General features: G+C 71.4%; 27 protein-coding genes. 9 read left to right on the top strand and 18 right to left on the bottom strand.

Annotation, left to right across the window (positions count from 1 at the left end; all coding sequences use genetic code 11):
* Positions 1 to 10: 10 nt before the first annotated feature.
* Positions 11 to 598, bottom strand: a complete 588-nt coding sequence (locus JK356_RS12750) for a TetR/AcrR family transcriptional regulator (RefSeq protein ID WP_236671219.1) — start codon at positions 596 to 598, stop codon at positions 11 to 13.
* Positions 599 to 685: 87 nt separating this feature from the next.
* On the opposite strand from JK356_RS12750, the gene JK356_RS12745 reads away from it, so the two are divergent.
* Positions 686 to 1,603, top strand: coding sequence for an aldo/keto reductase (locus JK356_RS12745; protein ID WP_201867794.1), 918 nt, complete (start codon positions 686 to 688; stop codon positions 1,601 to 1,603).
* Positions 1,604 to 1,665: 62 nt separating this feature from the next.
* On the opposite strand, the gene JK356_RS12740 is transcribed toward JK356_RS12745, so the two are convergent.
* Positions 1,666 to 1,935, bottom strand: a complete 270-nt coding sequence (locus tag JK356_RS12740; RefSeq protein WP_374100646.1) for a DUF2530 domain-containing protein — start codon at positions 1,933 to 1,935, stop codon at positions 1,666 to 1,668.
* Between the two features lie 87 nt (positions 1,936 to 2,022).
* A complete protein-coding gene (locus JK356_RS12735) occupies positions 2,023 to 2,217 on the bottom strand; it encodes a ribbon-helix-helix protein, CopG family (RefSeq protein WP_201867793.1) in 195 nt (64 codons plus the stop codon).
* A gap of 162 nt (positions 2,218 to 2,379) precedes the next feature.
* On the opposite strand from JK356_RS12735, the gene JK356_RS12730 reads away from it, so the two are divergent.
* From JK356_RS12730 to JK356_RS12720, 3 genes are all read left to right on the top strand, one after another.
* On the top strand, positions 2,380 to 2,823 hold the full coding sequence (locus tag JK356_RS12730) for a MarR family winged helix-turn-helix transcriptional regulator (RefSeq protein WP_201867792.1): 444 nt from the start codon (positions 2,380 to 2,382) through the stop codon (positions 2,821 to 2,823).
* Between the two features lie 97 nt (positions 2,824 to 2,920).
* Positions 2,921 to 4,264, top strand: coding sequence for an MFS transporter (locus tag JK356_RS12725; protein WP_201867791.1), 1,344 nt, complete (start codon positions 2,921 to 2,923; stop codon positions 4,262 to 4,264).
* A gap of 130 nt (positions 4,265 to 4,394) precedes the next feature.
* A complete protein-coding gene (locus tag JK356_RS12720; protein WP_201867790.1) occupies positions 4,395 to 5,384 on the top strand; it encodes an aldo/keto reductase in 990 nt (329 codons plus the stop codon).
* Between the two features lie 115 nt (positions 5,385 to 5,499).
* Here the strand turns inward: JK356_RS12720 and JK356_RS12715 are convergent, their stop codons facing one another.
* A complete protein-coding gene (locus tag JK356_RS12715; RefSeq protein WP_201867789.1) occupies positions 5,500 to 6,027 on the bottom strand; it encodes a Trp biosynthesis-associated membrane protein in 528 nt (175 codons plus the stop codon).
* Positions 6,028 to 6,213: 186 nt separating this feature from the next.
* Between JK356_RS12715 and JK356_RS12710 the strand changes: the two genes are divergently transcribed.
* On the top strand, positions 6,214 to 7,263 hold the full coding sequence (locus JK356_RS12710) for a hypothetical protein (protein WP_236671218.1): 1,050 nt from the start codon (positions 6,214 to 6,216) through the stop codon (positions 7,261 to 7,263).
* Positions 7,264 to 8,424: 1,161 nt separating this feature from the next.
* Here the strand turns inward: JK356_RS12710 and JK356_RS12705 are convergent.
* Entirely contained in the window at positions 8,425 to 9,222 is a 798-nt protein-coding gene (locus tag JK356_RS12705) for a TetR/AcrR family transcriptional regulator (RefSeq protein WP_201867788.1), read from the bottom strand.
* A gap of 113 nt (positions 9,223 to 9,335) precedes the next feature.
* Here JK356_RS12705 and JK356_RS12700 point away from each other — a divergent pair, with 113 nt between their 5' ends.
* Positions 9,336 to 10,301, top strand: coding sequence for an ATP-binding cassette domain-containing protein (locus JK356_RS12700; RefSeq protein WP_201867787.1), 966 nt, complete (start codon positions 9,336 to 9,338; stop codon positions 10,299 to 10,301).
* Positions 10,298 to 11,134 (top strand): ABC transporter permease, encoded by an 837-nt coding sequence (locus tag JK356_RS12695; RefSeq protein ID WP_201867786.1) that lies wholly within the window; start codon positions 10,298 to 10,300, stop codon positions 11,132 to 11,134. The genes JK356_RS12700 and JK356_RS12695 overlap by 4 nt, the downstream gene beginning before the upstream one ends.
* Here JK356_RS12695 and JK356_RS12690 read toward each other — a convergent pair.
* Entirely contained in the window at positions 11,124 to 12,005 is an 882-nt protein-coding gene (locus tag JK356_RS12690) for a helix-turn-helix transcriptional regulator (RefSeq protein WP_201867785.1), read from the bottom strand. The two genes, JK356_RS12695 and JK356_RS12690, sit on opposite strands and share 11 nt — an antisense overlap.
* A gap of 309 nt (positions 12,006 to 12,314) precedes the next feature.
* On the opposite strand from JK356_RS12690, the gene JK356_RS12685 reads away from it, so the two are divergent.
* The gene (locus JK356_RS12685) at positions 12,315 to 12,665 is read left to right on the top strand and encodes a hypothetical protein (protein WP_307815550.1); all 351 of its coding nucleotides are present in this window, start codon (positions 12,315 to 12,317) and stop codon (positions 12,663 to 12,665) included.
* A gap of 37 nt (positions 12,666 to 12,702) precedes the next feature.
* On the opposite strand, the gene JK356_RS22360 is transcribed toward JK356_RS12685, so the two are convergent.
* From JK356_RS22360 to JK356_RS12655, 6 genes are all read right to left on the bottom strand, one after another.
* Positions 12,703 to 14,706 (bottom strand): tetratricopeptide repeat protein, encoded by a 2,004-nt coding sequence (locus tag JK356_RS22360; protein WP_201867783.1) that lies wholly within the window; start codon positions 14,704 to 14,706, stop codon positions 12,703 to 12,705.
* Between the two features lie 370 nt (positions 14,707 to 15,076).
* Positions 15,077 to 16,048, bottom strand: coding sequence for a zinc-binding dehydrogenase (locus JK356_RS12675; RefSeq protein WP_201867782.1), 972 nt, complete (start codon positions 16,046 to 16,048; stop codon positions 15,077 to 15,079).
* A gap of 138 nt (positions 16,049 to 16,186) precedes the next feature.
* A complete protein-coding gene (locus JK356_RS12670) occupies positions 16,187 to 16,702 on the bottom strand; it encodes a hypothetical protein (RefSeq protein ID WP_201867781.1) in 516 nt (171 codons plus the stop codon).
* A 107-nt stretch (positions 16,703 to 16,809) separates the two neighbouring features.
* Entirely contained in the window at positions 16,810 to 17,322 is a 513-nt protein-coding gene (locus JK356_RS12665) for a hypothetical protein (protein ID WP_201867780.1), read from the bottom strand.
* A gap of 53 nt (positions 17,323 to 17,375) precedes the next feature.
* Positions 17,376 to 19,529, bottom strand: coding sequence for a hypothetical protein (locus JK356_RS12660; RefSeq protein WP_236671217.1), 2,154 nt, complete (start codon positions 19,527 to 19,529; stop codon positions 17,376 to 17,378).
* On the bottom strand, positions 19,507 to 19,968 hold the full coding sequence (locus tag JK356_RS12655) for a hypothetical protein (RefSeq protein WP_201867778.1): 462 nt from the start codon (positions 19,966 to 19,968) through the stop codon (positions 19,507 to 19,509). The genes JK356_RS12660 and JK356_RS12655 overlap by 23 nt, the downstream gene beginning before the upstream one ends.
* A gap of 194 nt (positions 19,969 to 20,162) precedes the next feature.
* Between JK356_RS12655 and JK356_RS12650 the strand changes: the two genes are divergently transcribed.
* Positions 20,163 to 20,807: a GNAT family N-acetyltransferase gene (locus JK356_RS12650; protein WP_201867777.1), complete on the top strand. Its 645-nt coding sequence runs from the start codon at positions 20,163 to 20,165 to the stop codon at positions 20,805 to 20,807.
* 74 nt (positions 20,808 to 20,881) lie between these two features.
* On the opposite strand, the gene serC is transcribed toward JK356_RS12650, so the two are convergent.
* From serC to JK356_RS12620, 6 genes are all read right to left on the bottom strand, one after another.
* Positions 20,882 to 22,000, bottom strand: coding sequence for a phosphoserine transaminase (gene serC, locus JK356_RS12645; protein ID WP_201867776.1), 1,119 nt, complete (start codon positions 21,998 to 22,000; stop codon positions 20,882 to 20,884).
* A 37-nt stretch (positions 22,001 to 22,037) separates the two neighbouring features.
* Positions 22,038 to 23,231, bottom strand: a complete 1,194-nt coding sequence (locus JK356_RS12640) for a cytochrome P450 (protein WP_307815549.1) — start codon at positions 23,229 to 23,231, stop codon at positions 22,038 to 22,040.
* Positions 23,232 to 23,348: 117 nt separating this feature from the next.
* Positions 23,349 to 23,954, bottom strand: coding sequence for an ATP/GTP-binding protein (locus JK356_RS12635; protein WP_201867775.1), 606 nt, complete (start codon positions 23,952 to 23,954; stop codon positions 23,349 to 23,351).
* Positions 23,935 to 24,291: a DUF742 domain-containing protein gene (locus tag JK356_RS12630; RefSeq protein ID WP_201867774.1), complete on the bottom strand. Its 357-nt coding sequence runs from the start codon at positions 24,289 to 24,291 to the stop codon at positions 23,935 to 23,937. The genes JK356_RS12635 and JK356_RS12630 overlap by 20 nt, the downstream gene beginning before the upstream one ends.
* Positions 24,288 to 24,746: a roadblock/LC7 domain-containing protein gene (locus tag JK356_RS12625; RefSeq protein WP_201867773.1), complete on the bottom strand. Its 459-nt coding sequence runs from the start codon at positions 24,744 to 24,746 to the stop codon at positions 24,288 to 24,290. The genes JK356_RS12630 and JK356_RS12625 overlap by 4 nt, the downstream gene beginning before the upstream one ends.
* Positions 24,743 to 26,299, bottom strand: a complete 1,557-nt coding sequence (locus JK356_RS12620) for an ATP-binding protein (protein ID WP_201867772.1) — start codon at positions 26,297 to 26,299, stop codon at positions 24,743 to 24,745. The genes JK356_RS12625 and JK356_RS12620 overlap by 4 nt, the downstream gene beginning before the upstream one ends.
* Positions 26,300 to 26,444: the final 145 nt, after the last annotated feature.

Here is a 26,444-nt window from a genome sequence, read left to right as displayed (position 1 = left end):
CGGGCCGGCGTCACGGGCGCACCGCGTCGACGAGGAGGTCGAGCAGGCGGCCGGTCTGCTCGGGCGTGCCGCCGTCGAGGACGGTGGCGAACACGCTGATGAGCAGCGTGGTGAAGTCCTCGGGGTCGACGTCGGCGCGGAGGGTGCCGGCCGCGGCGCCCCGTTCGAAGATCACGGCGATGGTGGCGGTGACGCGCTCCCGCGACGGCAGGGGGATGCGGCCGGAGGCGTACGCGCCGCGCAGCGTGTCCCTCATTCCCCGCTTGGTCGCGATGAACGTCGCGTAGCGGCCGATCCAGGCCCGCAGGGCGACGTCGGCGGGGTGCTCGGCGAGGAAGGCGGGGGCGCTGGCGGTGACGGCGTCGAGCTCGCTGGCGTAGACGGCGTCGACCAGGTCCTCGCGGGTCGGGAAGTGGCGGTACAGGGTGCCGATGCCGACGCCCGCCCGGCGGGCGATGGCCTCCAGGGACACCGGTCCGTCGGCCGCGGCGAAGGCGGCCTGGGCGGCGGCGATGAGCTTCTCGCGGTTGCGCCGCGCGTCGCGGCGGACCGGCCGGGCGGCGGCCCGCTCCGGGGGCTGGGAATGCGGCACAGACAAAGCGGAGGCTCCTCCGGTAGTGGTACGGTGAGCGTTAACGGAGGGCCCTCCGTTTTAGCTCCTTCATCGCAACGAGAGCAGGAAAACATGGCCCGGCAAACCACACCCGCCCCCGCCCCCGCCGAGCGCCCCGGCGGCACCGGCCAGCTGGCCGGGCGCACGGTCGCGCGCATCGGGTACGGCGCGCTCCAGCTGGAGCGGCTGCACGGCGACCGCGACGCCGCCGTCGCCCTGCTGCGCCGCGCGTTCGACCTCGGCGTCAACCACGTGGACACCGCCCACTTCTACGGCGACGGCTTCGTCAACGGCCTCATCCGCGAGGCGCTGCGCCCCCAGGACGACGTGCTGGTCGTCACCAAGGCCGGCGCCCTCTCCGACCCCGGCGGCCCGTACCCGCTGCGGATCGCACAGCGCCCCGAGGAGCTGCGGGCGGGCGTCGAGGCCGAGCTGGCCACGCTCGGCGCGGAGCGGATCGACGTGGTCAATCTCCGCCGCGTGGACTCCGGGGTCTCCGTGCCCTACCCGGACGACCAGGTGGTGGACCTCGACGACCAGCTCGCGGAGCTGACCGCGCTGCGCGACGCGGGCAAGATCGGCGCGATCGGGCTGAGCAGCGTGTCCCTGGACGTGCTGCGCCGCGCCCTCCCGGCGGGCATCGTGTGCGTGCAGAACCTGTACAGCCTGGTGGCCCGTGACGACGAGGACGTGCTCGAACTCTGCGCCGCCGAGCGGATCGCCTGGGTGCCCTATTTCCCGCTGGGCGGCGCCTTCCCCGGGCAGCCGCGGGTCACCGACCAGCCCGCCGTGCGCGCCGCCGCGGCGCGTCTGGGGTGCACCCCGGCCCAGATCGGCCTGGCCTGGCTGCTGCACCACAGCCCGCAGACCCTGCTCATCCCGGGCACCGCCACCCCCGGCCACCTGGAGGAGAACCTGGAGGCCGGCGCCCTCACCCTCGACGCGAAGACCCTCGCCGGACTCGACGCGGTCGCCGCCCCGCGCGGCTGACCGGCCCGCCGCGCGGCTTTGCGCCCCCACGGGCCCGGTACGTGCGTGGGGGTGCGTGAGGGCTAGCCGCCGGAGCGGCGCTCGCGGTCCCGGCGGAGCGCGGCCTCCCGCCGCCGGACGTACACCAGGCCGAGCAGCCCCAGTCCCACACCGGCCAGGCACGTCCATATCCACCACTCGTGCCCCCGGTCGGCGTACCAGCCGTAGAACGGCACCTGGGCGACGAACAGCACCGCCCACACGACCGTCCCTGCCAGGACCGTGGCCACCGTGTTCCCCTCGAAGGGCTCGGGGGCCTCGCGCTTGCCGCTCGTCCACTCGCCCACCCGCACCGGCTGCCCCTCCTCGCCGCTCGCCCTGCTCGCCGCTCGATCCGCTGACCACACTACCGAGCGCCGCGGACAGCGGGCCCGCGGCCGTCAGGCGGGGCCGCCGTCCCACTCGGCGAGCAGGGCGGTGCGGCGCGTGGCCCGGCGGAAGCGCTCGTCGAAGTCCTCCCGCGCCAGCACGCGGGACACATAGTCCTGCACCGTCATCCCGCGCCGCCCGGCATGCTCCTCGAGCCGGTCGAGCAGGGTCTCATCGATCCGCAGGCTCAGGACTCGTGACGTCATAGGACAACCGTCCCGCCACCGCGGCCCCCGGCGGGGTGAGTTTCCGTCCATGCTCACCCGAACGAGTGAGGGGCGGGGCGGGGGAAGAGGGGGGAGAGAAGAGCGGAAGACCGGGTCGTCACACAAATTTCGTTAGGAAAGCTAATGAGCTAGTCTGGTGTCATGCCCAAGACCGTGCTGGACACCGCCGACGACATCGCCGCGGTGAATGAGCTGCGCACGGGCGTGCTCCGGCTCGCCCGCCGGCTCCGTCAGCTCCGGGTGGACCGCACCCTCAGCCTGGCGGAGATGTCGGCCATCGGCACCCTCGTGCGCTGCGGCGCCATGCCCCTGGGGGAGCTGGCGCGCGCCGAGCACGTGCAGCCGCCGTCGATGACGCGGATCATCGCCGTGCTCCAGGACCGCGGCCTCGTCCAGCTTCAGCCGCATCCGCAGGACCGGCGCCAGAAGCTCGTCGCCGCCACCGACCAGGCCAAGGCGATCCTTAAGGCAAGCCAGGCCCAGCGGAACGAGTGGCTCTCGCAGCTCGCGGGCCAGCTCGACGAGGACGAGTGGGCCAGCCTCCGCGCCGCCGCCCCCGTCCTGCACAAGCTGGCGCACCTGTAGCGCCACCGGAATTGCCCCCGAAGCAGAAGGACCCACGCCACGCACGATCCCGCACGACCCGCGGCCACGCCGCACCCCCAGTAAGGAGTGTTTTCCTTTGAGTTCGGGACCCGGAGCAGACTCCGCACCCGTGCCCGATAAGCCCCTCGACAACTCAACCCGCCCGACGGGCACCTTCGCCTCCCTGAAGATCCGGAACTACCGGATCTTCTTCCTGTGCAACGTGGTGTCCAACACCGGTACCTGGATGCAGCGCATCACCCAGGACTGGCTGGTGCACCACCTCACCGGCTCCGCCACGGCGGTCGGGGTGACCACGGCGCTCCAGTTCCTGCCGACGCTCCTCTTCGGCCTCTACGGCGGCGTCCTCGCCGACCGCCTGGACAAGCGCAGGATCCTGCTGGCCACCCAGGCCGCCATGGGACTCATCGGCCTGTCGCTGGCCGCCCTCACGCTCTCCGGCGTCGTCAACGTCTACCACGTGTACACGCTGGCCTTCCTGCTCGGCCTGGTCACCGTGATGGACAAGCCGGCCCGCCAGACGTTCGTCAGTGAGATGGTCGGCCCCCACCTGCTGCGCAACGCCGTCTCCCTGAACTCGGCCAACTTCCAGTCCGCGCGCCTGATCGGCCCGGCCATCGCGGGCGTCGTGATCACGGCGGTCGGCAGCGGCTGGGCGTTCCTGGTCAACGGGCTCGGCTTCGCCGCGCCGATCACCGGCCTGCTGCTGATGCGCACCGAGGAACTCATCCCCTCCGAGCGCATCCCGCGCGGCAAGGGCCAGCTCAGAGAGGGACTGCGCTACGTCGGCAGCCGGCCCGAACTGCTGTGGGCGATCGTGCTCGTCGGCTTCATCGGCACGTTCGGCTTCAACTTCCCGGTCTTCCTCGTCGCCTTCTCCGACCACGTGTTCCACGCGGACGCGGGCGGCTTCGGCGTGCTGAACTCCCTGGTCGCCGTCGGCTCCGTCGCCGGCGCGCTGTTCGCGGCCAACCGCGGCGGGCGGTGGCTGCGCTTCAGCATCATCTCCGGCGCGGTCTTCGGCGTGCTGCTCGTCGTCTCGGCCGCTGCGCCCGCCTACGTCGTCTTCGCGGCGCTGATGGTGCCGGTGGGCCTGTCCAGCATGAGCTTCGTCGTCTCCGCGAACTCGGGCGTCCAGCTGGCGTCCGAACCGGTGATGCGGGGCCGCGTCGTGAGCCTGTTCACGATGGTCTTGCTCGGCTCCACACCCATCGGCGGCCCGCTGACCGGCTGGCTGACCGACGCCTACGGGCCGCGCGTCGCGCTGCTGGCAGGCGGCGCCATCTGCGCTCTGTCGGCACTGGGCATTGCCCTCGTCCTGGCCCGGATCGGCGGCCTGCGCCTGCGGATCACCCGCCGCGGCGGACGGCGGACGCTGGCGTTCGTGCCCGCGGACACCGGGCTACGGTTGGGAAGATGAACGCCAAGACCCGCACGCGGCTGATGACCGCGGCCCTCGTCACCCTGCTGGCAGTCGTGGTCATCGCCGCGGCACGCGGCGGCTGACGCCTCTTGCCTGGAGCGCACTCCAGGGCGTTGGCTTGGTGCCCATGGAGTACACGCAGCTTGGACGCACGGGTCTCAAGGTCAGCCGCCTCGTGCTCGGCACGATGAACTTCGGGCCGCAGACGGACGAGCCCGACAGCCACGCCATCATGGACGCGGCGCTGGACGCGGGCCTGAACTTCTTCGACACGGCCAACGTCTACGGCTGGGGCGAGAACAAGGGCCGCACCGAGACGATCATCGGCAACTGGTTCGCCAAGGGCGGGGGACGCCGGGACAAGGTGGTCCTCGCCACCAAGGTGTACGGCAACATGGCCGCCGAGAATCCGGCGTGGCCCAACCACGACAAGCTCTCGGCAGTCAATATCCGCCGGGCCGTCGACGCGTCCCTGAAGCGGCTCCAGACCGACTACATCGACGTCTACCAGTTCCACCACATCGACCGGAACACGCCGTTCGAGGAGATCTGGCAGGCGATCGACGTCCTGATCACGCAGGGCAAGATCCTCTACGCGGGCTCCTCCAACTTCCCCGGCTACAAGATCGCCCAGGCCAACGAGGCCGCCGCCCGGCGCGGCATGGTGGGCCTGGTCAGCGAGCAGTGCCTGTACAACCTCGCCGAGCGCCGCGCCGAGATGGAGGTCATCCCGGCGGCCATCGACTACGGCCTCGGCGTCATCCCGTGGTCGCCGCTGCACGGCGGCCTGCTCGGCGGCGTGATCAGGAAGCAGGAGGAGGGCGGCCGCCGCACCTCCGGCCGTGCCGCTGACGCCCTGGCCGACAGCGCGACGCGGGAACGCGTCCAGGCGTACGAGGACCTGCTGGCCAAGCACGGGCTTGAGCCGGGTGAGGTGGCCCTGGCGTGGCTGCTGACCCGGCCGGGCGTCACGGGCCCGATCGTCGGCCCGCGCACCGTGGCGCAGCTGGAGAGCGCGCTGCGCGCCGTGGAGCTGAAGCTGAGCGACGAGGTGCTCGCCTCGCTCGACGAGATCTTCCCCGGCCCCGGCCCGAGCCCGGAGGCGTTCGCCTGGTGAGCCGCGCGTCCGGCGCGCGCCGGGCGGCATGACGACGGGCCCGGACCGCCCCCCGCAGCGGCCCGGGCCCGTCGCCCGCTTGATTTCGGTCAGTTCTGGCCGGAACTCACCGGTGTCACTGGCTGGAACGCGCCTTCATGGCGGTCATCACCCCACCGGCCAGGGCGGCCAGCACGCCGATGATCACCAGGTACAGGCCGAACGCGGTCGAGAAGTCGTACCCCTCGAAGATCTGGTCGAACTGCTCCGAGGTGACCTCGGCGTCCACCTGGTCCTCGGCATAACTGCGGGCCAGCCGCTTCGGGTCGAGGAAGTTCAGCACGGCGAAGACGAGCGTCACCAGGCTCGGGACCAGCGAGAACGCGGCGATCTTGTTGTTCCGCTTCACCATGCCGGTCACGAAGGCAGCGATCGCGAGGATCGAGGTGATCAGCGTGAACACGCCGTCACCGTCGATACCAGCGACAGTTTCGTCGCCGGGGAAGCCCTCCATGGACACGGATGTCCAGGCCAGGCAGGAGCCCAGCAGGGCGAGAGCCGAGCCGCCGATCCCGAGGGAGAACGGGAGCCTGTTGTCGGCAGGTGCGGCGCCCCCCGCAGGAGCCGCACCGGCCATCGGCTGCATGTTTTGGCCATAACTCATGGGGGCAGAAACTATGGATCACCGGGGCTGGGCTGCAACGCGGAGGCCCGTTTTGATACTTATGTGAGTAATAAATCCTCCTTTTGTTCACTCCTGGCTCGCTACATCTCTTCGGTGACGTCAGATTCTCCACAAACGGAAGATGCTATTTCCGTACTCACGGGTTAAGATGGCAGGCTTGCCATCATGCTGCTGAACTGGCATCACGTTGCCCGCCCCGCCGCCGTGATGGGGCTGCTCGCTACCGCCGCGCTCACGGGCGCGGCCCCGGCCGCCGCCGGCAGTGCCGACGAGCCCGCAGGCTTCACGATCCAGGACCCGGGCATCGCGGAGTCCAGCGGGCTGGCGGCCAGTCAGCGGCACGAGAACGTCTACTGGACGCACAACGACAGCGGTTACACCCCCGCCGTCTACGCGATCGACGGTGAGACGGGCGAGACGCTGGCCACGATCACGCTCCAGGGCGTCGAGGGCCGCGACATGGAAGCCATCTCGGTCGGCCCCCGGGGGGATCTGTACGTCGGGGACATCGGCGACAACTTCGGCGGCCAGTGGCCGGAGGTCTGGATCTACCGGCTGCCCGAGCCGGAGAACCTCGCCGACGCCACGATCGCGCCGACCGTCTACCGGGTGCAGTACGAGGACGGGCCGCGCGACGCCGAGGCCCTGATGATCCACCCGGTGACCGGCCGGGCCTACATCGTCGACAAGAAGGAGGACCGGAGCGCGACCCTCTACGCGGGGCCGGAGGAGCTGACGGTCTCCGGCGTCAACACGTTCACCCCCGTGGCCGAGATCGACCAGTGGGTCACCGACGGCGCGTTCTCCCCGGACGGCACCCGCCTGATCCTCCGGGGCTACTTCACGTGCCGGATGTACCGCTGGTCCGACGCGGACGGCGGCACCCCGGACCGCATCGCACGCCGCGTCTCGATGCCGCTTCAGCGGCAGGGCGAGTCGGTGACGTTCACCCCGGACGGGCGGGCGCTGATGTTCGGCTCGGAGGGCGTGAACAGCGTGGTGGAGCCCTCGGTCCTCCAGGGCGATCTGCTGCCGGAGTCCGTCCAGCGCGAGGACGAGCGGGCCGAGCGGGAAGCGGAGGAGGGCGGTCGCGGCGGTTCCGCCGCCGGCGAGGACGGCGAAGGGCTCAGCCGGGGCACCTTCACCACCCTCGCCGCCGGCATCCTCCTCATCCTGGCGGTCCGCCACCTCGTCACGCGCGGCCGCAAGGGGTGATCCCGCGCCGCTACCGGTGGCGGCGCGGGCCCCGTCTCCCGCTGTGCCTGCCTTCGTCCCTGCCCCGGGGGCGTTCCCGCCGGGTGGTGTCCCGGTCCCGGCCGGGAACCGGCCCGCCGCCCCGGGCCCGTCTCTCCCGGCGTCTCGCCCTCCTCCTCGCCGGGAGGGGCGGGGGCCGTCTGGGGGCTGGTGACGAGGTGCCAGTCGTAGGCCAGGGAGTAGTCCGCTCCGTGTTCCCTGATGCGCAGCACCTGCTCCGAGTTGACCCCCGGCTGCCCGGAGGCGAGTGCCAGGCTGTTGAGGGTCAGGGTGAGCGGGATGGGCCGGAACACCTCGTTCCGCAGCCCTTCGTAGATCTCGCTGATGATGGCGTCGTAGACCGGTCCCGCGATTTCCCCGGCGAGAAATCCGAGCGCCGCCGCCCCCACCGGTCCCGCCAGCGCGGAACCCGCGGCCACACCGCCCGCGCGGGCCGCGTTCACCACGGCGGTTCTGGCCGATTTCCCGACTTCCTCCTCGATGCGCCGGAAGCTCTCTGCCAGGTTTTCGTTGTCCTTGTCGACGAGGAACAGGGTCGTGGTGTAAGTGCGCGGCCATGAGCCCGGTTTCGTCAGGTCGAACCGCAGCAGCACGTACGGGTTGGGTTTCCACTCGGCCCGCCGCTGCTTCAGCTCACCCACCAGCGGCGACCGGAGTTCGGCGAGCGTGGCGCTGCCGTCCGGTGCCAGGGCGAAGCTGGACGAGTCCAGGCCGATCGCGGACAGCCACGTTTCGTCGCTGGCGCCCTCGAGGACCCTGTCGGTGCTCTCGTGCTCGATGAAATTCCGCAGTCGGAACTCAAGGGATTGCGGCGCTCCGGCGGCAGCGGGTTGGTTCATCGGGCCTCGCTTCCATAGCCGGAAAGGAGAGAGGAAGAACGGGAACGGGCAGTGGCCGTGCCCCGGTTTTTCCATTCTGTGGCGGCGCGTCCCGCCGTGCCACCGCAAGCCCGTACGCCGGGCGTCACACCGGCGTCATCGTCCCCGGCGGGCGGCACCGCTGCCGGGCGGTACACCGAGCCGCAGGGAACCGCTGCCCGGGCCCGCCTGGCGGGGCCACCGGGAGCGGGTACGGCAGGGCGCTCACCCGGGCACGCCCCCGGACCGCGGGACGAGGGCGCCCTCAGTCTTCCGCCGCCCCGGAGTCTCCGGCCCGCTGGCGGCGGGCCGCCAGGAAGGCTTCAAGGCCGTCGAGGAGCCGGGCCAGGGCGAAGCGCATCGTCTCCTCGTGGCTGAGGTCGAAGGAGTTGTCGTCCAGCGCGAAGACGTGCGGGAAGTCACCGGGCTCCGCGGCGGTGTTCAGCACCGTCTCCTGGGCGGCCCAGAACTCCTCGTCGCTGATGCCCGACTCCTGGACGGCCTGCTGCTGGAGGATCTGGGTGCGGGCCATGCCGGTGACGAGTGAGTCGATCATGCTGACGACGGAGATCCGGTCCTGGTCGCTCAGGTTGAGAGGGGCGAGGACGGCGAGCGTGGTGTCGAAGCCGCGCAGCGCGTTGGGGCCGAGCAGTGGCCGGCTCTGGTTGACCTGGACCAGCCAGGGGTGCCGCAGGTAGAGCCGGAACGTCGACTCGCCGATCCGCTCCAGCGCCGCGCGCCACTGGCCGGGCCCCAGCTCGCGGAGCGCCTTCTCCTCCGCCTCGTCGGGCGCCTGGACGTGGTCGAGCATCAGGGCCAGCAGCTCGCTCTTGCCCGGCACGTAGCGGTAGAGCGTCATGGTGCCGACGCCCATCTCGGCGGCGACCTTGCGCATCGACAGCGCCCCGATGCCCTCCCGGTCGGCGAGCGCGACGGCCGCCGTCACGATGTCGTCGAGCTCCAGCCCTGGCTTGGGCCCCCGGCTGGGCTTCTGCCTGCCCTGCCACAGGAGCCGCAGGCTCTTCGCGGGGTCGGCGCCGCCGCCGCTGTGCACCGTCGTCATGCCGTTCATTCTCGCCCGCGCCGGGGCGGCCCCGTCTCAGAAATCTAGGTACGCCGTACGCGGTGAGGGCTATAGTTGGGTACGCCGTACCCAGTTTCTTTGAGGAGGGGGATATGGCTGACCATTCCGTCGTCGCCGAGGGCCTCACCAAGCGCTACGGCGGCACGACGGCGCTCGACGGGCTCGACCTGGCTGTGGCCCGGGGGACCGTGCTCGGGCTGCTCGGTCCGAACGGCGCGGGCAAGACCACGGCCGTGCGCGTCCTCACCACGCTCGTCCGCCCCGACGGCGGCCGCGCCGAGGTGGGCGGGTATGACGTGCGCCGCGAGCCGCGGCTGGTGCGCCGCCGCATCGGCCTCACCGGGCAGAACCCGGCCGTGGACGAGATCCTCACCGCCCGGCAGAACCTCCGCATGTTCGGCCGGCTGTTCCACCTCGACCATGCCACCGCCCGCGCCCGCGCCGACGAGCTGCTGGCCCGCTTCGGCCTCACCGGCGCCGCCGACCAGCAGGTGAAGGGCTTCAGCGGAGGCATGCGCCGCCGCCTGGACCTGGCGGCGAGCATGATCCTCGCGCCCGAGGTGCTGTTCCTGGACGAGCCGACCACCGGACTCGACCCGCGCGGCCGCAGCGAGGTGTGGGACGCCGTCCGCCAGCTCGCCGCCACCGGCACCACGGTCCTGCTGACCACCCACTACCTGGACGAGGCCGACAGGCTGTCCGACCAGATCGCCGTCATCGACAAGGGCCGGAACGTCATGGCGGACACCCCCGCCGGCATCAAGCGGGCCGTGGGCGGGGACCGGATCGAAGTCGTGCTCGACACCCCGGCCGACCTGCCGGTGGCCGCCCAGGCGGTCGCCCGCGTCGCCGGCGGCGTGCCCCCGGAGACCGACGAGGCGCGGCTGAGCGTGCACGCGCCGGTGCGCGACGGGGTCGCCGCGCTCACCGACGTCGCCAGGACGCTGCGGGAGGCCGGGGCCGGCGTCGTGGACCTCGGCCTGCGCCGGCCCACCCTCGACGAGGTGTTCCTGCGCCTGACCGGCCAGCGGGACGCGCGGAAGGAGACCATGGCATGAGCGCCGCCAGCCACCCCGGCGTGACCGGCCCCGAACGCCGCCTGTACTGGACGGTCGCCGACTGCCTGACCATCGTCAGGCGCGACCTGACACACCTGGTGAAGCAGCCGGCGAACATCGCCTGGCAGCTCGGCTTCCCGGTCGTCTCCGTGCTGCTGTTCGTCTACGTCTTCGGCAGCGCCATGGACATCGGCGGCGGGGCGGACTTCACGGACTTCAAGGACTACGCCATGCCCGGCATGTTCGCGATGACGATGGCCGTCGGCTTCATGAACACCGCCGTGGTCGTCGCCATCGAGAAGGATAAGGGCGTCACCGACCGCTTCCGCTCCATGCCCATGGCGCCGTCAGCCATCGTCTCCGGGCGGGCCGTGTCCGACCTGATCCAGGCCGCGGTCGACCTCGCCGTCATGGCGGCCATCGCCCTGGCGATCGGCTGGCGCCCTCACGGCAGCCCGCTTGCGACGCTGTACGCGTTTCTCCTGCTGCTGCTCCTGCGCTTCTGCCTGATCTGGGTAGGAATCTGGCTCGGCCTGCTGGTGCCCGGCCAGGAGGCGGCGGGCAATCTCTACGCTGTCGCCTTCCCGTTCGGCATGGTCTCCAGCGTCTTCACCCCGCCGTCGCTGATGCCCGGCTGGCTGGGCTTCCTCGCGGCCTGGAATCCGGTCTCCGCGACGGCGGGCGCGGTGCGCGACCTGTTCGGCAACCCCGTCGCCTCCGGCGACAGCTGGGTGGAGCAGCACACCGGCCTGATGGCGGTGGTCTGGCCGCTGCTCATCTGCGCCGTCGCCGTGCCCCTGACCGTCCGCGCGTTCCAGCGGCTCAGCCGCTGAACTCCCGGCGCAGCGCCGTCAGCAGCGCCTCCGTGCGGGCCGGAGGCGCCGCCTGCGCGCCCAGGCGGTCCAGGGACTCCCGGTACGCCAGCACGTCCTCCGTCTTGTCCAGGTACGTCATCTCCCGCAGGCCGTCGAGGTAGACAACGTCGGGCAGTTCGGGCGCCTGGAAACGCAGCACATGGAACGAGCCCGCCCGCAGCGCCGGATGCGGCCCGTGGCCGAACGGCATGATCTGCACGGTCACGTGGGGCTGGGCGAGCATGCCGATCAGGTGGTCGATCTGCGCCCGCATCACGGCGGCGCCGCCGACCGGCCACCGCAGCACCGTCTCGTCCAGCACCACCCACAGCCGCGGCGGCTCGGGGCGGCGCAGCAGCTCCTGCCGCCGCATCTGGAGCTCCACCCGCCGTTCCGTCTCCTGGGCGGTGGCCTGCGGGGCACTGGCCTGGAACAGGGCGCGGGCGTACTCCTCGGTCTGGAGCAGCCCGTGCACGGCCTGGGCCTCGTAGCCGCGTATCTGGAGCGCGGCCTGCTCCAGGCTGAGGTACGACGCCAGCCAGTCCGGCACCACGTCCCGGAAGCCGTGCCACCAGCCGCGCTTGTTCGCCTCGCGCACCGACCGCAGGAAGGCCTCTATCTCGTCGGGGTCCGTCACCCCGTACGTGCGCAGCAGCTTCTCGACGTCCGCCAGCCTCAGCCGCGCCACCTTCGCGGCCTCCAGCCTGCGCACCGTCGAGTGGCTGACTCCGATCGCCGCGCCGGCCTGCTCGAACGACAGCCCCGCTCGCACGCGCAGCGCCTGCAACTGCCGTCCCAGGATCATGCGCAGCACGGAGGGTGCTCCGCCCCACGAGGTCTCCGCGGTCACTCCTGCCTCAACCTCCTCGCGCACCTCCTCGGCTGGCCCGCCCGTCGCAGTGTGTCACGGCCCCTCGACATGACGGCAGCTCTGCGATTCGCAAATTTCAACTTACGCCTTGCAGTTCGCTCATGGCAGGTGACAGAGTGGGCATAACGTGACTGCTCGATGACACAAGGCCGGGCTAGGACACGCGCAGGAGACGAAAGGCGACGGACCGTGCCTGCTGCCCCTCATCTCTCAGGAGCTGCTCAGACCACGACCACTCCACGGCACCGCTCGCCCAGATGCGGGTACCGCCGCCGCTTTCCCCTCCCTGTGGACGCCTCGGCGGCGCTGGGCTGTGACGCGGTCGGCATCCCGGCGGAGCACGGGCAGTCGCTTCTGGACCATCTGCCGCGCGTGGGCTGCGTGTTCGCGGACCAGCGCCGGTGGTGGTGGATCGTGCCCGCCGGCTCGCACGTCGGCATGGCCTGGCCGCCGCTGACCCGGTACGCCGTCGGCGCCTACGTGCCGGACGCGGAGACCGTCCCGTCGCTCACGGCGCCGTGGCCGCGCCACCCGCGCCTGATACACCGGCCGAACGAAGGTTCCCCGTACACGCCGCCGCTGCCGCTGTACATCCTGACCTGCCACCTCAGCGGCACGGACCCGGCCTGGACCCACTGAGCCGGCCCAGCGGGGGGCCGTGTCCGGCGGGAATGCGTCAGCGGACCTCGTCGAGCCGGTTGCGGGCCCAGTCGTTGTCGGGATCGAGGGCCAGCGCCCGGTACAAGTCGGCGCGTGCCTCGCGGGAATGGCCCATGAGGCGGTGTACTTCGCCTCGGTGTGCCAGGGCCCAGCTGTACTCCGGGTCGAGTTCGAGGGCGCGGTTCAGGTCACGCAGCGCCTCGTCGTACTGGCCCAGCAGACGGTGGGTGTCGCCCCTGCTGGCGTGCGTGAAGGCGGTGTCAGGCTCGAGCTGGTCGGCGCGGTTGAGGTCGGCCAGGGCCTCGTCGTAGCGGCCGGCCGCGCGGTGCACCTCGCCGCGGCGCGCCAGGGCCCAGCTGTACTCCGGGTCGAGTTCGAGGGCGCGGTTCAGGTCGCGCATCGCCTCGTCGTACTGGCTCAGCAGACGGTGGGTGTCGCCTCTGCTGGCGAGGGTGAAGGCGGTGTCAGGCTCGAGCTGGTCGGCGCGGTTGAGGTCGGCCAGGGCCTCGTCGTAGCGGCCGGCCGCGCGGTGGGTCTCGGCCCGGCGGACCAGCGCCCAGGGATAGTCAGGGTCGAGTTCGAGGGCGCGGTTCAGGTCGCGCATCGCCTCGTCGTACTGGCTCAGCAGACGGTGGGTGTCGCCTCTGCTGGCGAGGGTGAAGGCGGTGTCAGGCTCGAGCTGGTCGGCGCGGTTGAGGTCGGCCAGGGCCTCGTCGTAGCGGCCGGCCGCGCGGTGCACCTCGCCGCGGCGCGCCAGCGCCCACGCGTAGCCAGGGCTGATCTCCAGCGCGTCGTTGAGGTCGGCCAGGGCCTCGCCCATCCGCCCATCGAGCCGGTGCCGGTCCCCCCGCTGCGCAAGCTTCTCCGCCGCTTCAGACACCTGTCCCGGCTCCCGCTTGGCGGGCACCGGGCCAGGCGAGGGCAGCGGCGAGGGCTGCGACCCGCTCTGGCCGGCGTCCTCGAGCGCCTGCCGGGCGGTCTTCGCTACCAGCGGCACGTCCTGTTCCGCCAGATGTTCCAGCTCCCGCCGCGCGGCGAGTTCCTGGGCCGGGTCGCCGCTGCGCAGCCACTCGGCGAGGTGCTGCACCGCGCCCGCGCGCACGTGCGGGATCGGGTTGTCCAGCGCCGAGCGTACGTGCGGCGACAGCCCGGCCGGGACGATCACCCGCCCGGCCGGGCTGCGCGCCAGCCAGATCCGTCCCTCCGCTCCGTACACCCAACGCTGCGGATTCTGACGGGAGTTGCGCGCCTGCACGTGCGCAAAGGCGTGATCGTAGGCGTCCTCCACGGACACCATGCCGTCGCGGTCGGTGTCCGCGGCCCCCGTGACCAGGCCGTCGATCAGCCCGGCGGTGAAGACGGAGGGCGAGGGACCGCCCTCCTCGCCGTGCTCCCCGCCGCCGGGCAGCGGGTCCCCCTCGAAGGAGTACTCCCCGGCGCGCGAGGCGGTGAGCACGACGCGGCCGCGGCCCGGGCCCGCCAGCCGCTGCTCCAGCCGCAGCCCGCCGTCCCCGCTCTTCGCGCCGCGCGCGAACGCGCCGGAGAAACAGCAGTCGAGGATCAGCACCTGCCGCCGGGCCCGGCACTCGTCGAACAGGTCCATCAGCCAGGCGGATTCCACGCCGGTGGAGGCCAGGCGGTCCTTCCGCGTGTTCGACGCGGCGAAGTACAGCCGGCCGCGCGCGTCCAGCACACCGTGGCACGACAGGTACAGCAGCACGACCTCGTCCAGCGCCCTGTCATGCAGGAAGTCCTCGACACCCAGGCGCAGTTCGTGCGCGCCCTGGTCTGGAAGCACTGTTACGTCGAAGCCGCCGATCTCCGGATCGCCGAGTACGCGCGCCAGTTCCCGCGCGTCCGTCGCCGGTGACCGCAGGCGCTGGAGGGTCTCGTCCTCGTACGCGGAGGTCGCGATCACCAGCGCCGAGCGCTTCTCGGACGCGAACTGCGGGGCGGGAATGGTGAGACCGACGCCCGACCCCCGCGCGGCACCGTCGTCAGGCCGCCCCTCCGAGCCCACCGATTCCCCTCCGTATCCAGCCCCATGACAGCGTGACAGCACTATGTCACGGGCGACGCGGAACGCGTAGTTTCCCGGCGACGGTCGTGCGGGCAGCAGGGGGCGGGGCCGGCCGCGGGCTGCCGTCCACGACGACCGGCGCGCCGGTGGCGAACGCGAAGCCGTCTGGCGCCAGCGCGAGCGCGCGTGGCGCTCTCGTCCGGCAGCGCCATGCGGCCGCACGCGTGCCGCCGTTGCGTGCGGCCGCCCGTTCGGCGAATGACTCCGCCTCCGGCAGGCGGCGCACCTCAGTCTGGCGCCTCGCGCTCCGCCTCCCGGCCGAGCGCGCGGGCCGCCGGCGGTCGGCCGGTGCCACGGAGCCGTGCCACCGTCAGGGCAGCAGCAGCGTCTTGCCCACCGTTTGCCGGGACTCGATCGCCGCGTGCGCCTCGGCCGCGCGGTCCAGAGGGAAGGTCTGCCCGATCACCGGCGCCAGGCGCCCGGCGGCGGCCTCTTCCAGCGCACGGGCTGTCAGCGGCGCCGCGACCTCGCGGGAGAACTGGAGCTCGCCGATGCCGCGCAGCGTGATGCCGCGCCGCCGGGCCTCTTCCTCGCCGATGGGGGCGAAGCCGCCGCTGGCCGCGCCGTGGGCGGACACGCGCCCGCCGTCACGCACGAGCGGGAACGCGGCCCGTCCGATGCCGCCGCCCGCTCCGTCCCACAGCACGTCCACCCCCGCGTCGCCGGTGACGCCCCGCACCGTGTCCGTCCAGCCGGGTTCGCTGTAGTCGACGACCGCCTCGGCGCCGAATTCGCGGAGCACCGCGAGCTTCCGCTCGCCGCGTGCCGCGGCGATCACGCGGGCACCGGCCGTGCGGGCGAGCTGGACCAGCAGCACGCCCATGCCCCCGGCCGCCGCCGTGATCAGCACCCACTCGCCGGGGCGCGGCGCCAGCGGCTCGGCGATAGCCATCGCCGTCGTGCCGTCGTGGATGAGCGCGGCGGCTTCGCGCGTGCCCAGCTTCTCCGGGATGGGCAGCAGTGCCTCCGCCTCGGCGACAACCCGCTCGGCGTAGGCGCCGGTCGTGAGGCGGTGCACGATGACACGGCGGCTGGTCCAGGCCGTCTCCACGCCCTCGCCGGTGATGCTGACGCGCCCGGCCGCCCCGCTCCCGGGAACGAACGGCGGCGCGACCGGAAACCACTGCCGCGCGAGCCCGGCGCGGATCTGCGTGTCCATGAACAGCGTGTCCACGGCCTCGACGTCGATGACGACCTGGCCGGGACCCGGTACAGGCACCGGCTCCTCGACGACCCGCAGCACGTCAGGGCCTCCGAAGCGTTCCGCACGAACAACGCGCATGGCGGCACTCCCTCGCTGATGACGGCGCCGGCCTGTCCAGCGCTCGGGGAACAGCCTCAAATCTCACAAGGCCAGGAGGTCAAGCCGCCCCGCCGCGCGCCAGTCCGATGGCCGATACCGTCCCTCCGACGGCGCTCGTCACACCTCGCATTCGTAGAGTTCGCGGAGTCCTTCGACGTAGGAGGCGAGCAGGTCTTCCAGGCGCCGCATGCGTTCTTCTTCGTCCTCGATGGATTTTTCGAGCGCGAGGTATATCTCCGGGGATAGTGCGTGGGAGCCGTCCGGTTGTTCCTCCTCGTAGCACTGGAAGGATGTGAGCGCGCCTGTTGGCCATACGGCTCCGCCTTCGGGCACCCCGGGTAGATCGAATGCCCGTACTCCGCTATAGCCGCTGTACCGAGCCCGCTCGACTGGATCCTTGACGTCTCCGAGCGGCCAGGGTTCCATCCAGATATTCTGCCGTGAATCTGTCAGAATCCTGCATTCGCCAGGGATGGGATCCCTGGAAATATTTTCGGTCTCCAGGGTGTCACCGGGTCTGAGTAGTGGTCGCAGTGCGTCGGGGTCGATGCGGACGCCGCATACGGTCTCCGGGACGGTGTACGTGGCTTCTTCGCTGTCTGAGCATGCTGCCAGCAGTACCGGTACCAGCACTAAGGAGAGAAGTTTTCCTTGGCGGTGGATCTTTGGCAGTAGTGTTTTCCGCCACACCTTGCCCCTGCTGGTGATCGCAGGCTGACCGGCTCGTGGTCGCGGCTGTGTCATACGTCGCATTGGTAGAGTTCGCGGAGTCCTTCGACGTAGGAGGCGAGCAGGTCTTCCAGGCGCCGCATGCGTTCTTCTTCGTCCTCGATGGATTCTTCGAGCGAGAGGTTGATCTCCGGGGTTAGTGCGTGGGAGTCGTCCGGTTGTTCCTCCTCGTGGCACCGGAAGGACGTCAGCGCGCCTCTGGGCCACACGGCGCCGCCTTCCGCAACCCCGGGAAGACTGGTTTCCTGTGCCTCCCTGTGGCCCCTGTACCGAGCCCACTCGACTGGATCCTTGACTTCTCCGAGCGGCCAGGGTTCCATCCAGATATTCTGCCGTGAATCTGTCAGGATCCTGCACTCGCCAGGGATGGGATCCCTGAGAATATTCTCGGTCTCCAGGGTGTCACCGGGTCTGAGTAGTGGTCGCAGTGCGTCGGGGTCGATGCGGACGCCGCACACGGTCTCCGGGACGGTGTACGTGGCCTCCTCGCTCTCTGAGCACGCCGTCAGTAATGCAGCGACCACAGTAGCTGCAAATAGTGAAGTGCGTGTACGACGAAAACATGCCATATCAAATCCTAGACAAGGCGACCATTGTTAATATAGGTTTCCAGTTGGGTAATGACCTGTATGTCTGTCGCGTATCCTTCGCTCTGCTCCGCCCATTCTCTATTCTCAGCTAGCCAGAGATTTTTGTAAGCTTCAATTTGTGATCTGCGGTTTTGGGCCAAGTAGCCCCGGTGTCTTTCGAGGTTGTCCTCGATGGTTCTTTGCTCGTCTTCTAGCCATGCGTTGATGATGACATCGGCTGCGAGACCGCTGGCTGCTGCTCCGAGACCGCCTGCTCCCGGTATGAAACTGGTGGCAGTTCCGGCAGCGTAGCTCAATAGCGTCGCAGCGTCTTCGGCACCTTCGTTGCCCTCTTCGAGTTCTATGTCGAGGGCGTCGAGCCGCGCCTCTTCGAGGAATCCGATGGTGGTGCCCGCCTGGATCAGGGTGTCCTGAGGGGCTCTGCTGTCGTCGCGAATGACGTCTGTCAGGTAGTAGTTCATCCCCTCATTGAGCAGGCCAAAGGACTCGGAGCTGCGGGAGATCTGCGTCGTGACGTCGTACAGATCGTCGACGTCCATGGGCTGATCGCTTACTCCCTCGATCATCGTGGAGACGAAGTCCTCGCCGTGGTGCACCAGCATTCCGGCCACCGGCTCGCGGAACTCGGCGGGGAAGTCGTTCTCCTGCTCTGCGAGAAGCTCCAGAGCCATGTCCCGGCGATCCACCCAATCTCCGTCGCCCTCCACCTGCGGGAGGGAGAGGTCGTTGATGTCCATGCCGGTGGTGGCTGCGAACAGGGCGTTGCCGGTGGCCTTCAGGGACGCGATCTCGCCGTCGGGCGTCTCCGCGCGCAGGGCGGGGACGTCGTCATTGGTGCGGTTCAGCAGGTACTCCATGGTGTCTTTCTCGTGGAAGACATTCGCTGCCGCTTCCGGGTTGTGGCTCAGCGCGCCCATGTAGCCGGTCATGGGGTCAATCTGGAACGCTCCGTCTCCGAGTCCCGTGGGAAGGCGGTGATCAGAATACGCTGTCGCCCATTCGCGACCGGGGGTGTTCATGCCCTGCTCGAATTCGAGCAGGGCTTCGCCGTAGTCCGTGAGAAAGTCCGTGTCGAACACGCCCGTAGGCTTTCCGTTCGCGTCGCCCATCAGGCTGCTCATCAGCTGGAAGCCGTACGGGCTGTAGTCCGAACGCTCGACGCCGAACTGCTGGTCGCCGAGGGCGATCATCTCGTCTTTCCAGGTGTCCATGCCGGGGGCGTCGCTCTGGGTGGCGAGTGCCAGCGTGCTGCCGAACCCCATCCGGAACTCCTCGAGCAGCTGGGCCCGTCCCTCGCTCGCGTCCTGTGCCTGCCACGGATCGAGGAGGCCGCTCCACGCCTCCAGTGTTCCCTCGGCCCCCAGCTCGCTCGCCAGGTACGTGGCGAACTCCTCGTTGTACCGGTTGGCGTCGAAGAACCTGATGACCTCTTCCAGGCTGGCGTCCGAGATCTCCGATGGGTCCCGTTGCAGCGTGCTCAACACTTCACGGGCGTCGCGGCGGCCGTACTCCGCCCGGGCCTCGTCGAGGTCAGACCACGCACCCTCCGTGAATGGCACATTAGCTGCCCCGGCCATACTGGTGAGGGCACGTGCCGCCGAACCGTCCCATTCCGCCGCTTCCGCGAGTATGGCCCGGATCTGCTCCTCGTAACTCTCGATCTCCTCGAGACGCTCCGGCGGCCGCCGCTCGTTGCCCGGCAAGTCCAGGCCCACGGCGTCGGGCGACATAGGAGAGGGCGGTGCGACGATCACGGTGCCGTCGGGCTGGATAGTAAGACCGGTGCCGCGGATCTCCTCCCGCAGCGTGACGAGGCGTTCCTTGCAGGACCGCAGGGCATCGGTGAGATCCTGCAGGATCCCGTGGATGCCGCTCGCCTCTTCGTGCGCGTACTGGAACTTGTCGGCCACGAAGAGGACGTAGCGCTTGGAGGCGTCGGCGTTTTCCCCGCTCCAGTCCGCTGACTCCGCCTTGTCCCGCAGCCCGGTGCGGGCCTGCTCGGCGAGGTCGCGGAAGCCGTCGGCTGTCGACCTCCAGTCGGAGACGGCGGTATCGAGCTTCTCTAAGTTCAGGGATGAAAGTTCCTCATACGAGGGCAACGCTGTCCCCCAACTGCTGTCAGATGTTGATGATGTCCTCATTCAGCCCCCCGGCGGGGACCGTGGGATGCGGGGCCGGTGACGCCTCGCCAATGCCGAACGTCTCCAGGAACCGCGCCTGGGGGGTGAGTTCGTGTCCGGCGGGACCGCCCGTGGCCGCGGCCTGCCGGATCCCGGTAACGATGTCCGCCTCGTCCGAGGCGTGCGAGGCGACCGTGACGCCCAGGTGCTCCTCGAGGTAACGGCAGTTGTTCTTCAGCATGCGGACCTTGTCCTCGAACCGTTCGCGCGTATGCGTGAGCGCGTCGGCGGTCTCCATGCTGGCGTTGGACAGTGCCCGGGCGGCCGAGTCGGTGGACTCGTCGGCGAGCCGCGTCGGTTCGGTCAGTCCGGTGCGCAGCTCGTAGGCCTCGTTACCGATCTCGGTCAGTTCTGGTGAGTGGACCGCGAGGTCGTCCTGCGGGCCTTGGCCTTGTGACATGTGAGCTGCCCCCCTCCCGTGTATGCGCCCTCACATGCCGTGAGTGAACAGGATAGCGAGCGGTGCTGAGCGGTTGGCCCGCCGACGCCAGTTTTGCGCCGCGCCGGTGGGCTCAACCGGCGGGCGCGGTGGCGCGTCTGCCGGGGCGGAACGCACGTGAGCGGACAGCGAGGCGTGGAGAGGACGTGGGTGTCGTGACCGGATGGGTACGGGTCTGGCTGGCCGGGGAGGATGACGTGCCGGCGGCCGCCGCGGCGCTGGCCGCCGGGTCGGCCGACGAGGCCGCGGCGTCCTGGGTCATGCCCGGCGAGGCGGCCCGCCGGCGCTGGGCCGCCGCCGGCGCCGGCGCCATGGCGGTCTGGCTGAAGGAGGCCCGGGAGACGGGCGACCTGCTGCTGGCCGGCCCGCGGGACGGCGAGGTGGTCGGCGTGGCGCTGTGGGAGCGGCGCGAGCCCGGGCAGCTAGACCGGGAGCCCAGCCAGGAGACCGCCGCGGCGATGCAGCGGCTGTACGGCGAGTACCTGGAGCGCCTCGTCACGCTCCGCACCGTCACCGAGGAGCGCCACCCGGCGCACGTGCCGCACTGGTACCTGGCGCAGACCGTCGTCGTGCCCGAGTGGCGGGGCCGCGGCTACGGCGGCGCGCTGCTGCGCCACCAGCTCGCCCGCGCCGACGAGGAGAGCGCCGCCGCCTACCTGGAGGCCAGCAGCCCGCGCAACCAGGCGCTGTACGAGCGGCACGGCTTCCGTCCCCTCGGCGAGCCGGTCCGCGTCCCCGGCGGCGGCCTGACCGTGCAGCCGATGTGGCGCCAGGGCCGCTCGCCCCACGCGCTGCCCTGACCGGGCCGCCGCCGCAACGGCACGGAGCCGCACCCAGGCCGGGTGCGGCTCCGTACGCGCGGGCGGTGACGGCGTCAGAGGCGCTCGATCACGTAGTCCACGCAGGCGGTGAGGGCCTCGACGTCGTCGGGGTCGATGGAGGGGAACATCGCGACCCGCAGCTGGTTGCGGCCCAGTTTGCGGTACGGCTCGGTGTCGACGATGCCGTTGGCGCGCAGCGCCGCCGCGATGGCCTTGGCGTCCGTGCCCTCGGCGAAGTCGATCGTGCCGACGACCTGCGAGCGCTGCTCGGGGTCGGAGACGAACGGCGTGGCCAGCTCGTGCTTGTCCGCCCAGCCGTAGAGGCGGGACGCCGAGTCGGCGGTGCGCTTGACGGCCCACGACAGGCCGCCGTTGCCGTTGATCCAGTCCAGCTGCTCGGCCAGCAGGAAGAGCGTGGCCACGGCCGGGGTGTTGTACGTCTGGTTCTTCCGCGAGTTGTCGATCGCGGTCGGCAGTGAGAAGAACTCCGGGATGTGGCGGCCGGAGGAGGCGATCCGCTGGGCGCGCTCGATGGCGGCGGGGGAGAAGATGGCGATCCACAGCCCGCCGTCGGACGCGAAAGACTTCTGCGGCGCGAAGTAGTACACGTCGGTCTCGGTGATCTCCACCGGCAGCCCGCCCGCGCCGGAGGTGGCGTCCACCAGCACGAGCGAGCCCTCGTCGGCGCCGGTGATGCGGCGCAGCGGCATCGCCACGCCGGTCGAGGTTTCGTTGTGCGTGAGCGCGTAGGTGTCGGCGCCGTGCTGCGGGCGCGGCAGCGGGTGGGAGCCCGGCGGGGAGGCGATGACGGTGGGCTCGTCCAGCCACGGGGCCTTGGAGGCGGCCTTCGCGAACTTCGAGGAGAACTCCCCGAACGACAGGTGCTGCGACTTCGCCTCGATCAGCCCGTGCGTGGCGACGTCCCAGAAGGCGGTGGTGCCGCCGTTGCCGAGCACCACCTCGTAGTCCTCGGGCAGCGAGAACAGGTCACGCACGCCCTGACGGACCCTGCCGACCAGGTTCTTGACCGGGGCCTGGCGGTGGGAGGTGCCCATCAGGGAGCCGCCCGTGTCCGCCAGCGCCGCGAGCGCCTCGGTACGCACCTTGGAGGGGCCCGATCCGAACCGGCCGTCGGCGGGCTTGATGTCAGCGGGAATCTGGATATCGGCCACGAGCCGGAGCGTAGTCCTTCCGGGCCCTGTCGCGAAATCACCGGGGCGGGGAAAACGGCGGCGCCCCCGGGCCCGCCGCCGGACTTGGCGCGAACCGCACCGGCAGCGTAAGCAGCCCGCGCAGCCAGAGGGAGGGACGCCAGGTCAGGGCGGTGAGGGGAACGGCCGGCTCCGCGTCGGGCAGCCGGTCCAGCAGCACCTCCACGCCCGCCCGCGTGACCGTCTCGGCCAGCTCCTGCGCCGGGTAGGGGCAGCGGTGCTCGCCGTGCCCGAAGGCGAACGTGGCGCGGCTGCCGGCGGTGGGCACCGCGCCGTGGCGGCGCACCTGCGGGTCGTGGTGGGCGGCGCCGAGCGACAGCAGCACCATGTCGCCCGCCGGGATCGTGCGGCCGCCCAGGCGGGCGTCGCGCACGGCGAACCGCACCGGCCAGTTCTGCACCGGCCCGTCGTCCCACAGCACCTCGCCCATCGCCTCCGCCACGCCCTGGCGGGCCCCGGTGTGGCCAGCGCGCCAGGCGGGGGAGGCGGGCGAGGCGGCGAAACGGTCGTCGCTGAGCATCAGCCGCAGCGTGCCCGCGATCCAGTCGGCGAGGGGCTGGCAGCCGGTGAGGACGGCCGCCACCAGGTCGTTGCGGACCCGGCGCGGGGCGGGCCGGGAGGGGTGGGCCAGCATCGCGGCGGCCAGGCTGCCGGGCGGCGGCCCCGGCGGGGCGGTGACCAGGCGTTCCACGGCGGCCAGGACGCTTAAGGCGGCGTGGGCGGCGGAGCCCGCCGGGCCGGCCGGGCCGGCTGAGCCGGGCGGGGCGTCGAGCGTGAAGGAGGTGTACCGGGGAACGTCGCGCAGCAGCCCGGGCAGCTCCGCCTCGGTGAAGCCGCACAGCCCGGCGAGCAGCGCCACGGATAACGGGGCGGCGTACTCGGTGACGAGGTCCGCTTCGCCCCGGGCGCAGAAGAAGTCGATGAGCCGGTCGGCGAGCGCCTCGGCCCGGCGGCGGACGGCGAAGAGGTCGGCGGACTCCAGCGCCGCGCTGAGCACCTCGGCGCGCTGCTCGTGGGCGGCGCCGGCGGCGTGGAGCAGCGAGCCCTGGCCGTGGGCGATGGCCGCCAGCGGCGGCCAGCCGTCCGGCAGCGACTCGCGCAGCCGCCACAGCCGCCAGTCGCGGGTGAACAGCCCGGGGCTGCTGGTGACGCGGTGCACCTCCCGGTAGCCCAGCGCCAGCCAGGCGGGCACGCCCAGGTCGAGCGTGACGGGGGCGACGGGCCCGTAGCTGCCGCGCAGCCGCCCGTACAGCTGGCGCAGCCCGGCCGGGTCGCGCGCCAGCAGCGCGCCTCCCAGCCGGACGGGCGGTCACGCCCCGGCGCCCCGGACCAGTGACTGGAGGTGCTCGACGAGCCGGATGAGCACCTGTTTGCTCGACTCGCGGGAGCGGGCGTCGCAGTCGACCAGCGGCACGTCCTCGCCGATGTCGAGCGCCTCGCGGATGTCCTCGTGGGAGTGGCGGGGCCCGCCGAAGTCGTTGCGGGCCACGACGAAGGGCGTGCCGTGGTGCTCCAGCCGGTCGATGGCGTACCAGGAGTCGGCCAGGCGGCGGGTGTCGACGAGTACCACGGCGCCGAGCGTGCCCGAGAACAGCCGGTCCCACAGGAACCAGAAACGTTCCTGCCCCGGGGCGCCGAAGAGGTACAGCACCGTCTCGTCGTTGAGGCTGATGCGCCCGAAGTCGAACGCGACGGTGGTGGAGGTCTTGCCCTCCACGGCGGCCAGGTCGTCGATGCCCTGGCCGGCCTTGGTCATGACCTCTTCGGTGTTCAGCGGGCGGATGTCGCTGACGGAGCGGACCATGGTGGTCTTGCCGACGCCGAATCCGCCGACGATCACGATCTTCAGGCCGTTGCTGGCGCGGCCGCTCAGCGGCTGGCGCACGGCGGGCCGGTCAGAGGTTGCGGAGTCCAACGAGCACCTGTTCGAGGAGTTGGGGGTCGGGGAGCCGGGCCGCGTTGGCGGCGGTCTGCGGGTGGCGCGCGGTGATCATCCCCATGTCGAGGAGGTCGCTCAGCAGGATCTTCGTGATGCTCACGGGGAGTCCCAGCTCGGCGGCGATCTCGACGACAGCCGTGGGGTACCGGCACATCCGCAGGATCTTGACGTGCTCCGACTGCATGCCGGGGGACGGCTCGCTCTCGCTCACCACGAGAGTGACCAGGTCGAACGCGTTGGAGCCCGGGCGGCTGCGCCCTCCGGTGAGGGTGTACAGCCGGTCGGGACCGTCGTCAGGGTCGGGGTAGGTCATGCCCCACCGCCGTCCTCAGGCTGATGACGGGGCGGCGTGCTCAGGTGCTCGCCGAGCTGCTCGACAAGCTCGTTCATGTTGTGGCCGATGAGGCCGACGTCCGCGTCCTCGGACGCCACGATCGCCAGGTGGGCGCCGTCCCCGGCCTCCACGATGAAGAGGATGCCGCCGTAGAACTCGGTCATCGACTGGCGCACGCCGCCCGAGCCGTCGCCGAACTCCACGGACGCGCCGTGGGAGAGCGACTGGATGCCCGCTGAGATGGCCGCGAGCTGGTCGGCCTGGTCCTCCGACAGCTCCGGGCTGCGGCACAGCTTCAGGCCGTCCCGGGAGAGCACCAGGGCGTGACGGGCCCCCGGGGTGCGCTTGAGCAGGCTCTCCAGCAGCCAGCCGAGCTTGTCGTCCGCCCCACGGTCGGCGGCGTGTGGGTGTGCCCCCATGGATGGTGCGGTCATGCGGTGTCGTCCTCCGAATGGGAAGCCGAGGTGGCGGGTGTGTCAGGGCGTGAGGACGCCCTCGGGGTGTGCTCGGGGGTCTCGGCGGGCCCCTCGGCCGTGCCGGGCTTGCCGCGTACCGCCTGGCGGAACGCGCGCAGCCGCGACGCCGATTCCTCCGACGAACGGGAGGCCCGGGGCTTGGCCGGGGCGGGAACACCGCCCGGGTGTGCGTTCGCCAGGGTGCGTCCCCGGCGCCGCTTGGGCAGCCCGCTCGGCCCGTACTCCATGACTTCCCCCGTGTCGTCCCCCGTGGTCGCCGCGGCGAGCCCGCCGGTGCGGGTCGCCGCCGTGTCGCTGGCCGGAGCGTGCTCCGGCGTGGCCACCGGCCCCGCGCCGCCGGACGGCTCGGTCCCGCGGACCGCCCGGGTGCGGGCGGGGCGGGGCGCGAGATCGTCCGCGGGCTTGGGCCGGGTGATCAGTTCGTGCGGGATCATCATCAGCGCGCCCGTGCCGCCCCTGGCCGAGGGGCGGAAGGACACCTTCAGCCCGTGCTTGCGCGCGAGCTGGCCGACGACGGCGAGCCCCAGGCGCGTGCCGGACAGCGACGCCAGGTCCAGCGGCTCGTCGGTGGAGACGAGCCGCTCGGCGCGGCGCAGCGCCACCTCGCCCATGACCAGGCCGCTGTCCTCGACGGTGATGACGACGCCCGCGGGCACCTCCTCGACGTAGACGTGGACCTCGCTGGTCGGCGGCGAGAAGTTGGCGGCGTTGTCGAGGAGCTCGGCCAGGGCGTGCATGACGCCCTCGGCGGCGTGCCCGGCGACCGCGACGTTCACCGCGGAGTGGAGGCGGACCCGCTGGTAGCCGCCGATGCGGCCCATGGCGCCGCGGAGGATGGACTCCATCACGATCGGCTTGCCCCAGCGCCGCCCGGAGCGGGCGCCGGTGAGCACGGCGATGCTGTCGGCGAGGCGGCCGGCCTGGGCGGTGCGGTGGTCGAGGTGCAGCAGGTCGGCGAGCACGGTCTCGTCGGCGTGACGGTGCTCCATCTCGCGCAGGTCGGCGAGCATGCTGGTCGCCAGTGCCTGCATGCGGCCCGCGGCGTTGGCGCAGGCGGCCATGGCGGCGGCCTTGCCGCTCTCGCTGCGGCTGATCTCTTCGGCCAGCGTCGTCAGCACGCGCTTGCTGGCGGCGGTCTCGGGCCCGTCCTCGGGAGCGGGTGCGGCGGCGAGCGCCGCCGGGGCGCTGTCGCCCTGGCGCAGCCGGCTGACGACGGCGGGCACGATTTCGTTGGCGAGCCGCTCGTGCCGCCGCGTCATGTCGGCCATGCGCTCCCGCTCGCGGCGGCTCCGGCTGACGGCCGCGGTCGCGGTGACGACCGCGGCGCAGAGTGCGACGGCGGCGGCACCGGCCCCCCAGGCGGCCTCGGTCTCAAACGATTCAGGTGCGGCGTACACCGCGCCCAGCCAGCCGACGCCGGTGACGGCTAGGGAGACAAGGAGAGCGAGCAGCGACGGCCGGAGCGCGGAACGCTCCGCACGCCGGCGCTCTGGCGAAGTCTGCGCTGTCATGGGCTCGGTGACCTCGTAGACGGTGGGGGCCGATGAGTTGAAAGGGACACAGCTGGTCGCATGCTCAATTCGGGACCAACTATAGGCGAGTTGAGGGAGGGTAAGTTCCAGGCCGGACTCGCTGGTTTGGGGGATTGGTGGGTGG

This window comes from Streptomyces sp. 7-21 (assembly GCF_016741785.1).
Classification (GTDB): domain Bacteria; phylum Actinomycetota; class Actinomycetes; order Streptomycetales; family Streptomycetaceae; genus Streptomyces.
This window is presented reverse-complemented; position numbering and strand designations above follow the sequence as displayed.

What these genes read in the sequence shown, in the direction of transcription:
- JK356_RS12745 (WP_201867794.1), top strand. Translation starts at nt 686, where the DNA reads ATGGCCCGGCAAACCACACCCGCCCCCGCCCCCGCCGAGCGCCCCGGC.
- JK356_RS12735 (WP_201867793.1), bottom strand. Translation starts at nt 2,217, where the DNA reads ATGACGTCACGAGTCCTGAGCCTGCGGATCGATGAGACCCTGCTCGAC.
- JK356_RS12730 (WP_201867792.1), top strand. Translation starts at nt 2,380, where the DNA reads ATGCCCAAGACCGTGCTGGACACCGCCGACGACATCGCCGCGGTGAAT.
- JK356_RS12720 (WP_201867790.1), top strand. Translation starts at nt 4,395, where the DNA reads ATGGAGTACACGCAGCTTGGACGCACGGGTCTCAAGGTCAGCCGCCTC.
- JK356_RS12715 (WP_201867789.1), bottom strand. Translation starts at nt 6,027, where the DNA reads ATGAGTTATGGCCAAAACATGCAGCCGATGGCCGGTGCGGCTCCTGCG.
- JK356_RS12710 (WP_236671218.1), top strand. Translation starts at nt 6,214, where the DNA reads ATGCTGCTGAACTGGCATCACGTTGCCCGCCCCGCCGCCGTGATGGGG.
- JK356_RS12705 (WP_201867788.1), bottom strand. Translation starts at nt 9,222, where the DNA reads ATGACGACGGTGCACAGCGGCGGCGGCGCCGACCCCGCGAAGAGCCTG.
- JK356_RS12700 (WP_201867787.1), top strand. Translation starts at nt 9,336, where the DNA reads ATGGCTGACCATTCCGTCGTCGCCGAGGGCCTCACCAAGCGCTACGGC.
- JK356_RS12695 (WP_201867786.1), top strand. Translation starts at nt 10,298, where the DNA reads ATGAGCGCCGCCAGCCACCCCGGCGTGACCGGCCCCGAACGCCGCCTG.
- JK356_RS12675 (WP_201867782.1), bottom strand. Translation starts at nt 16,048, where the DNA reads ATGCGCGTTGTTCGTGCGGAACGCTTCGGAGGCCCTGACGTGCTGCGG.
- JK356_RS12660 (WP_236671217.1), bottom strand. Translation starts at nt 19,529, where the DNA reads ATGAGGACATCATCAACATCTGACAGCAGTTGGGGGACAGCGTTGCCC.
- JK356_RS12655 (WP_201867778.1), bottom strand. Translation starts at nt 19,968, where the DNA reads ATGTCACAAGGCCAAGGCCCGCAGGACGACCTCGCGGTCCACTCACCA.
- JK356_RS12630 (WP_201867774.1), bottom strand. Translation starts at nt 24,291, where the DNA reads ATGACCTACCCCGACCCTGACGACGGTCCCGACCGGCTGTACACCCTC.
- JK356_RS12625 (WP_201867773.1), bottom strand. Translation starts at nt 24,746, where the DNA reads ATGACCGCACCATCCATGGGGGCACACCCACACGCCGCCGACCGTGGG.
- JK356_RS12620 (WP_201867772.1), bottom strand. Translation starts at nt 26,299, where the DNA reads ATGACAGCGCAGACTTCGCCAGAGCGCCGGCGTGCGGAGCGTTCCGCG.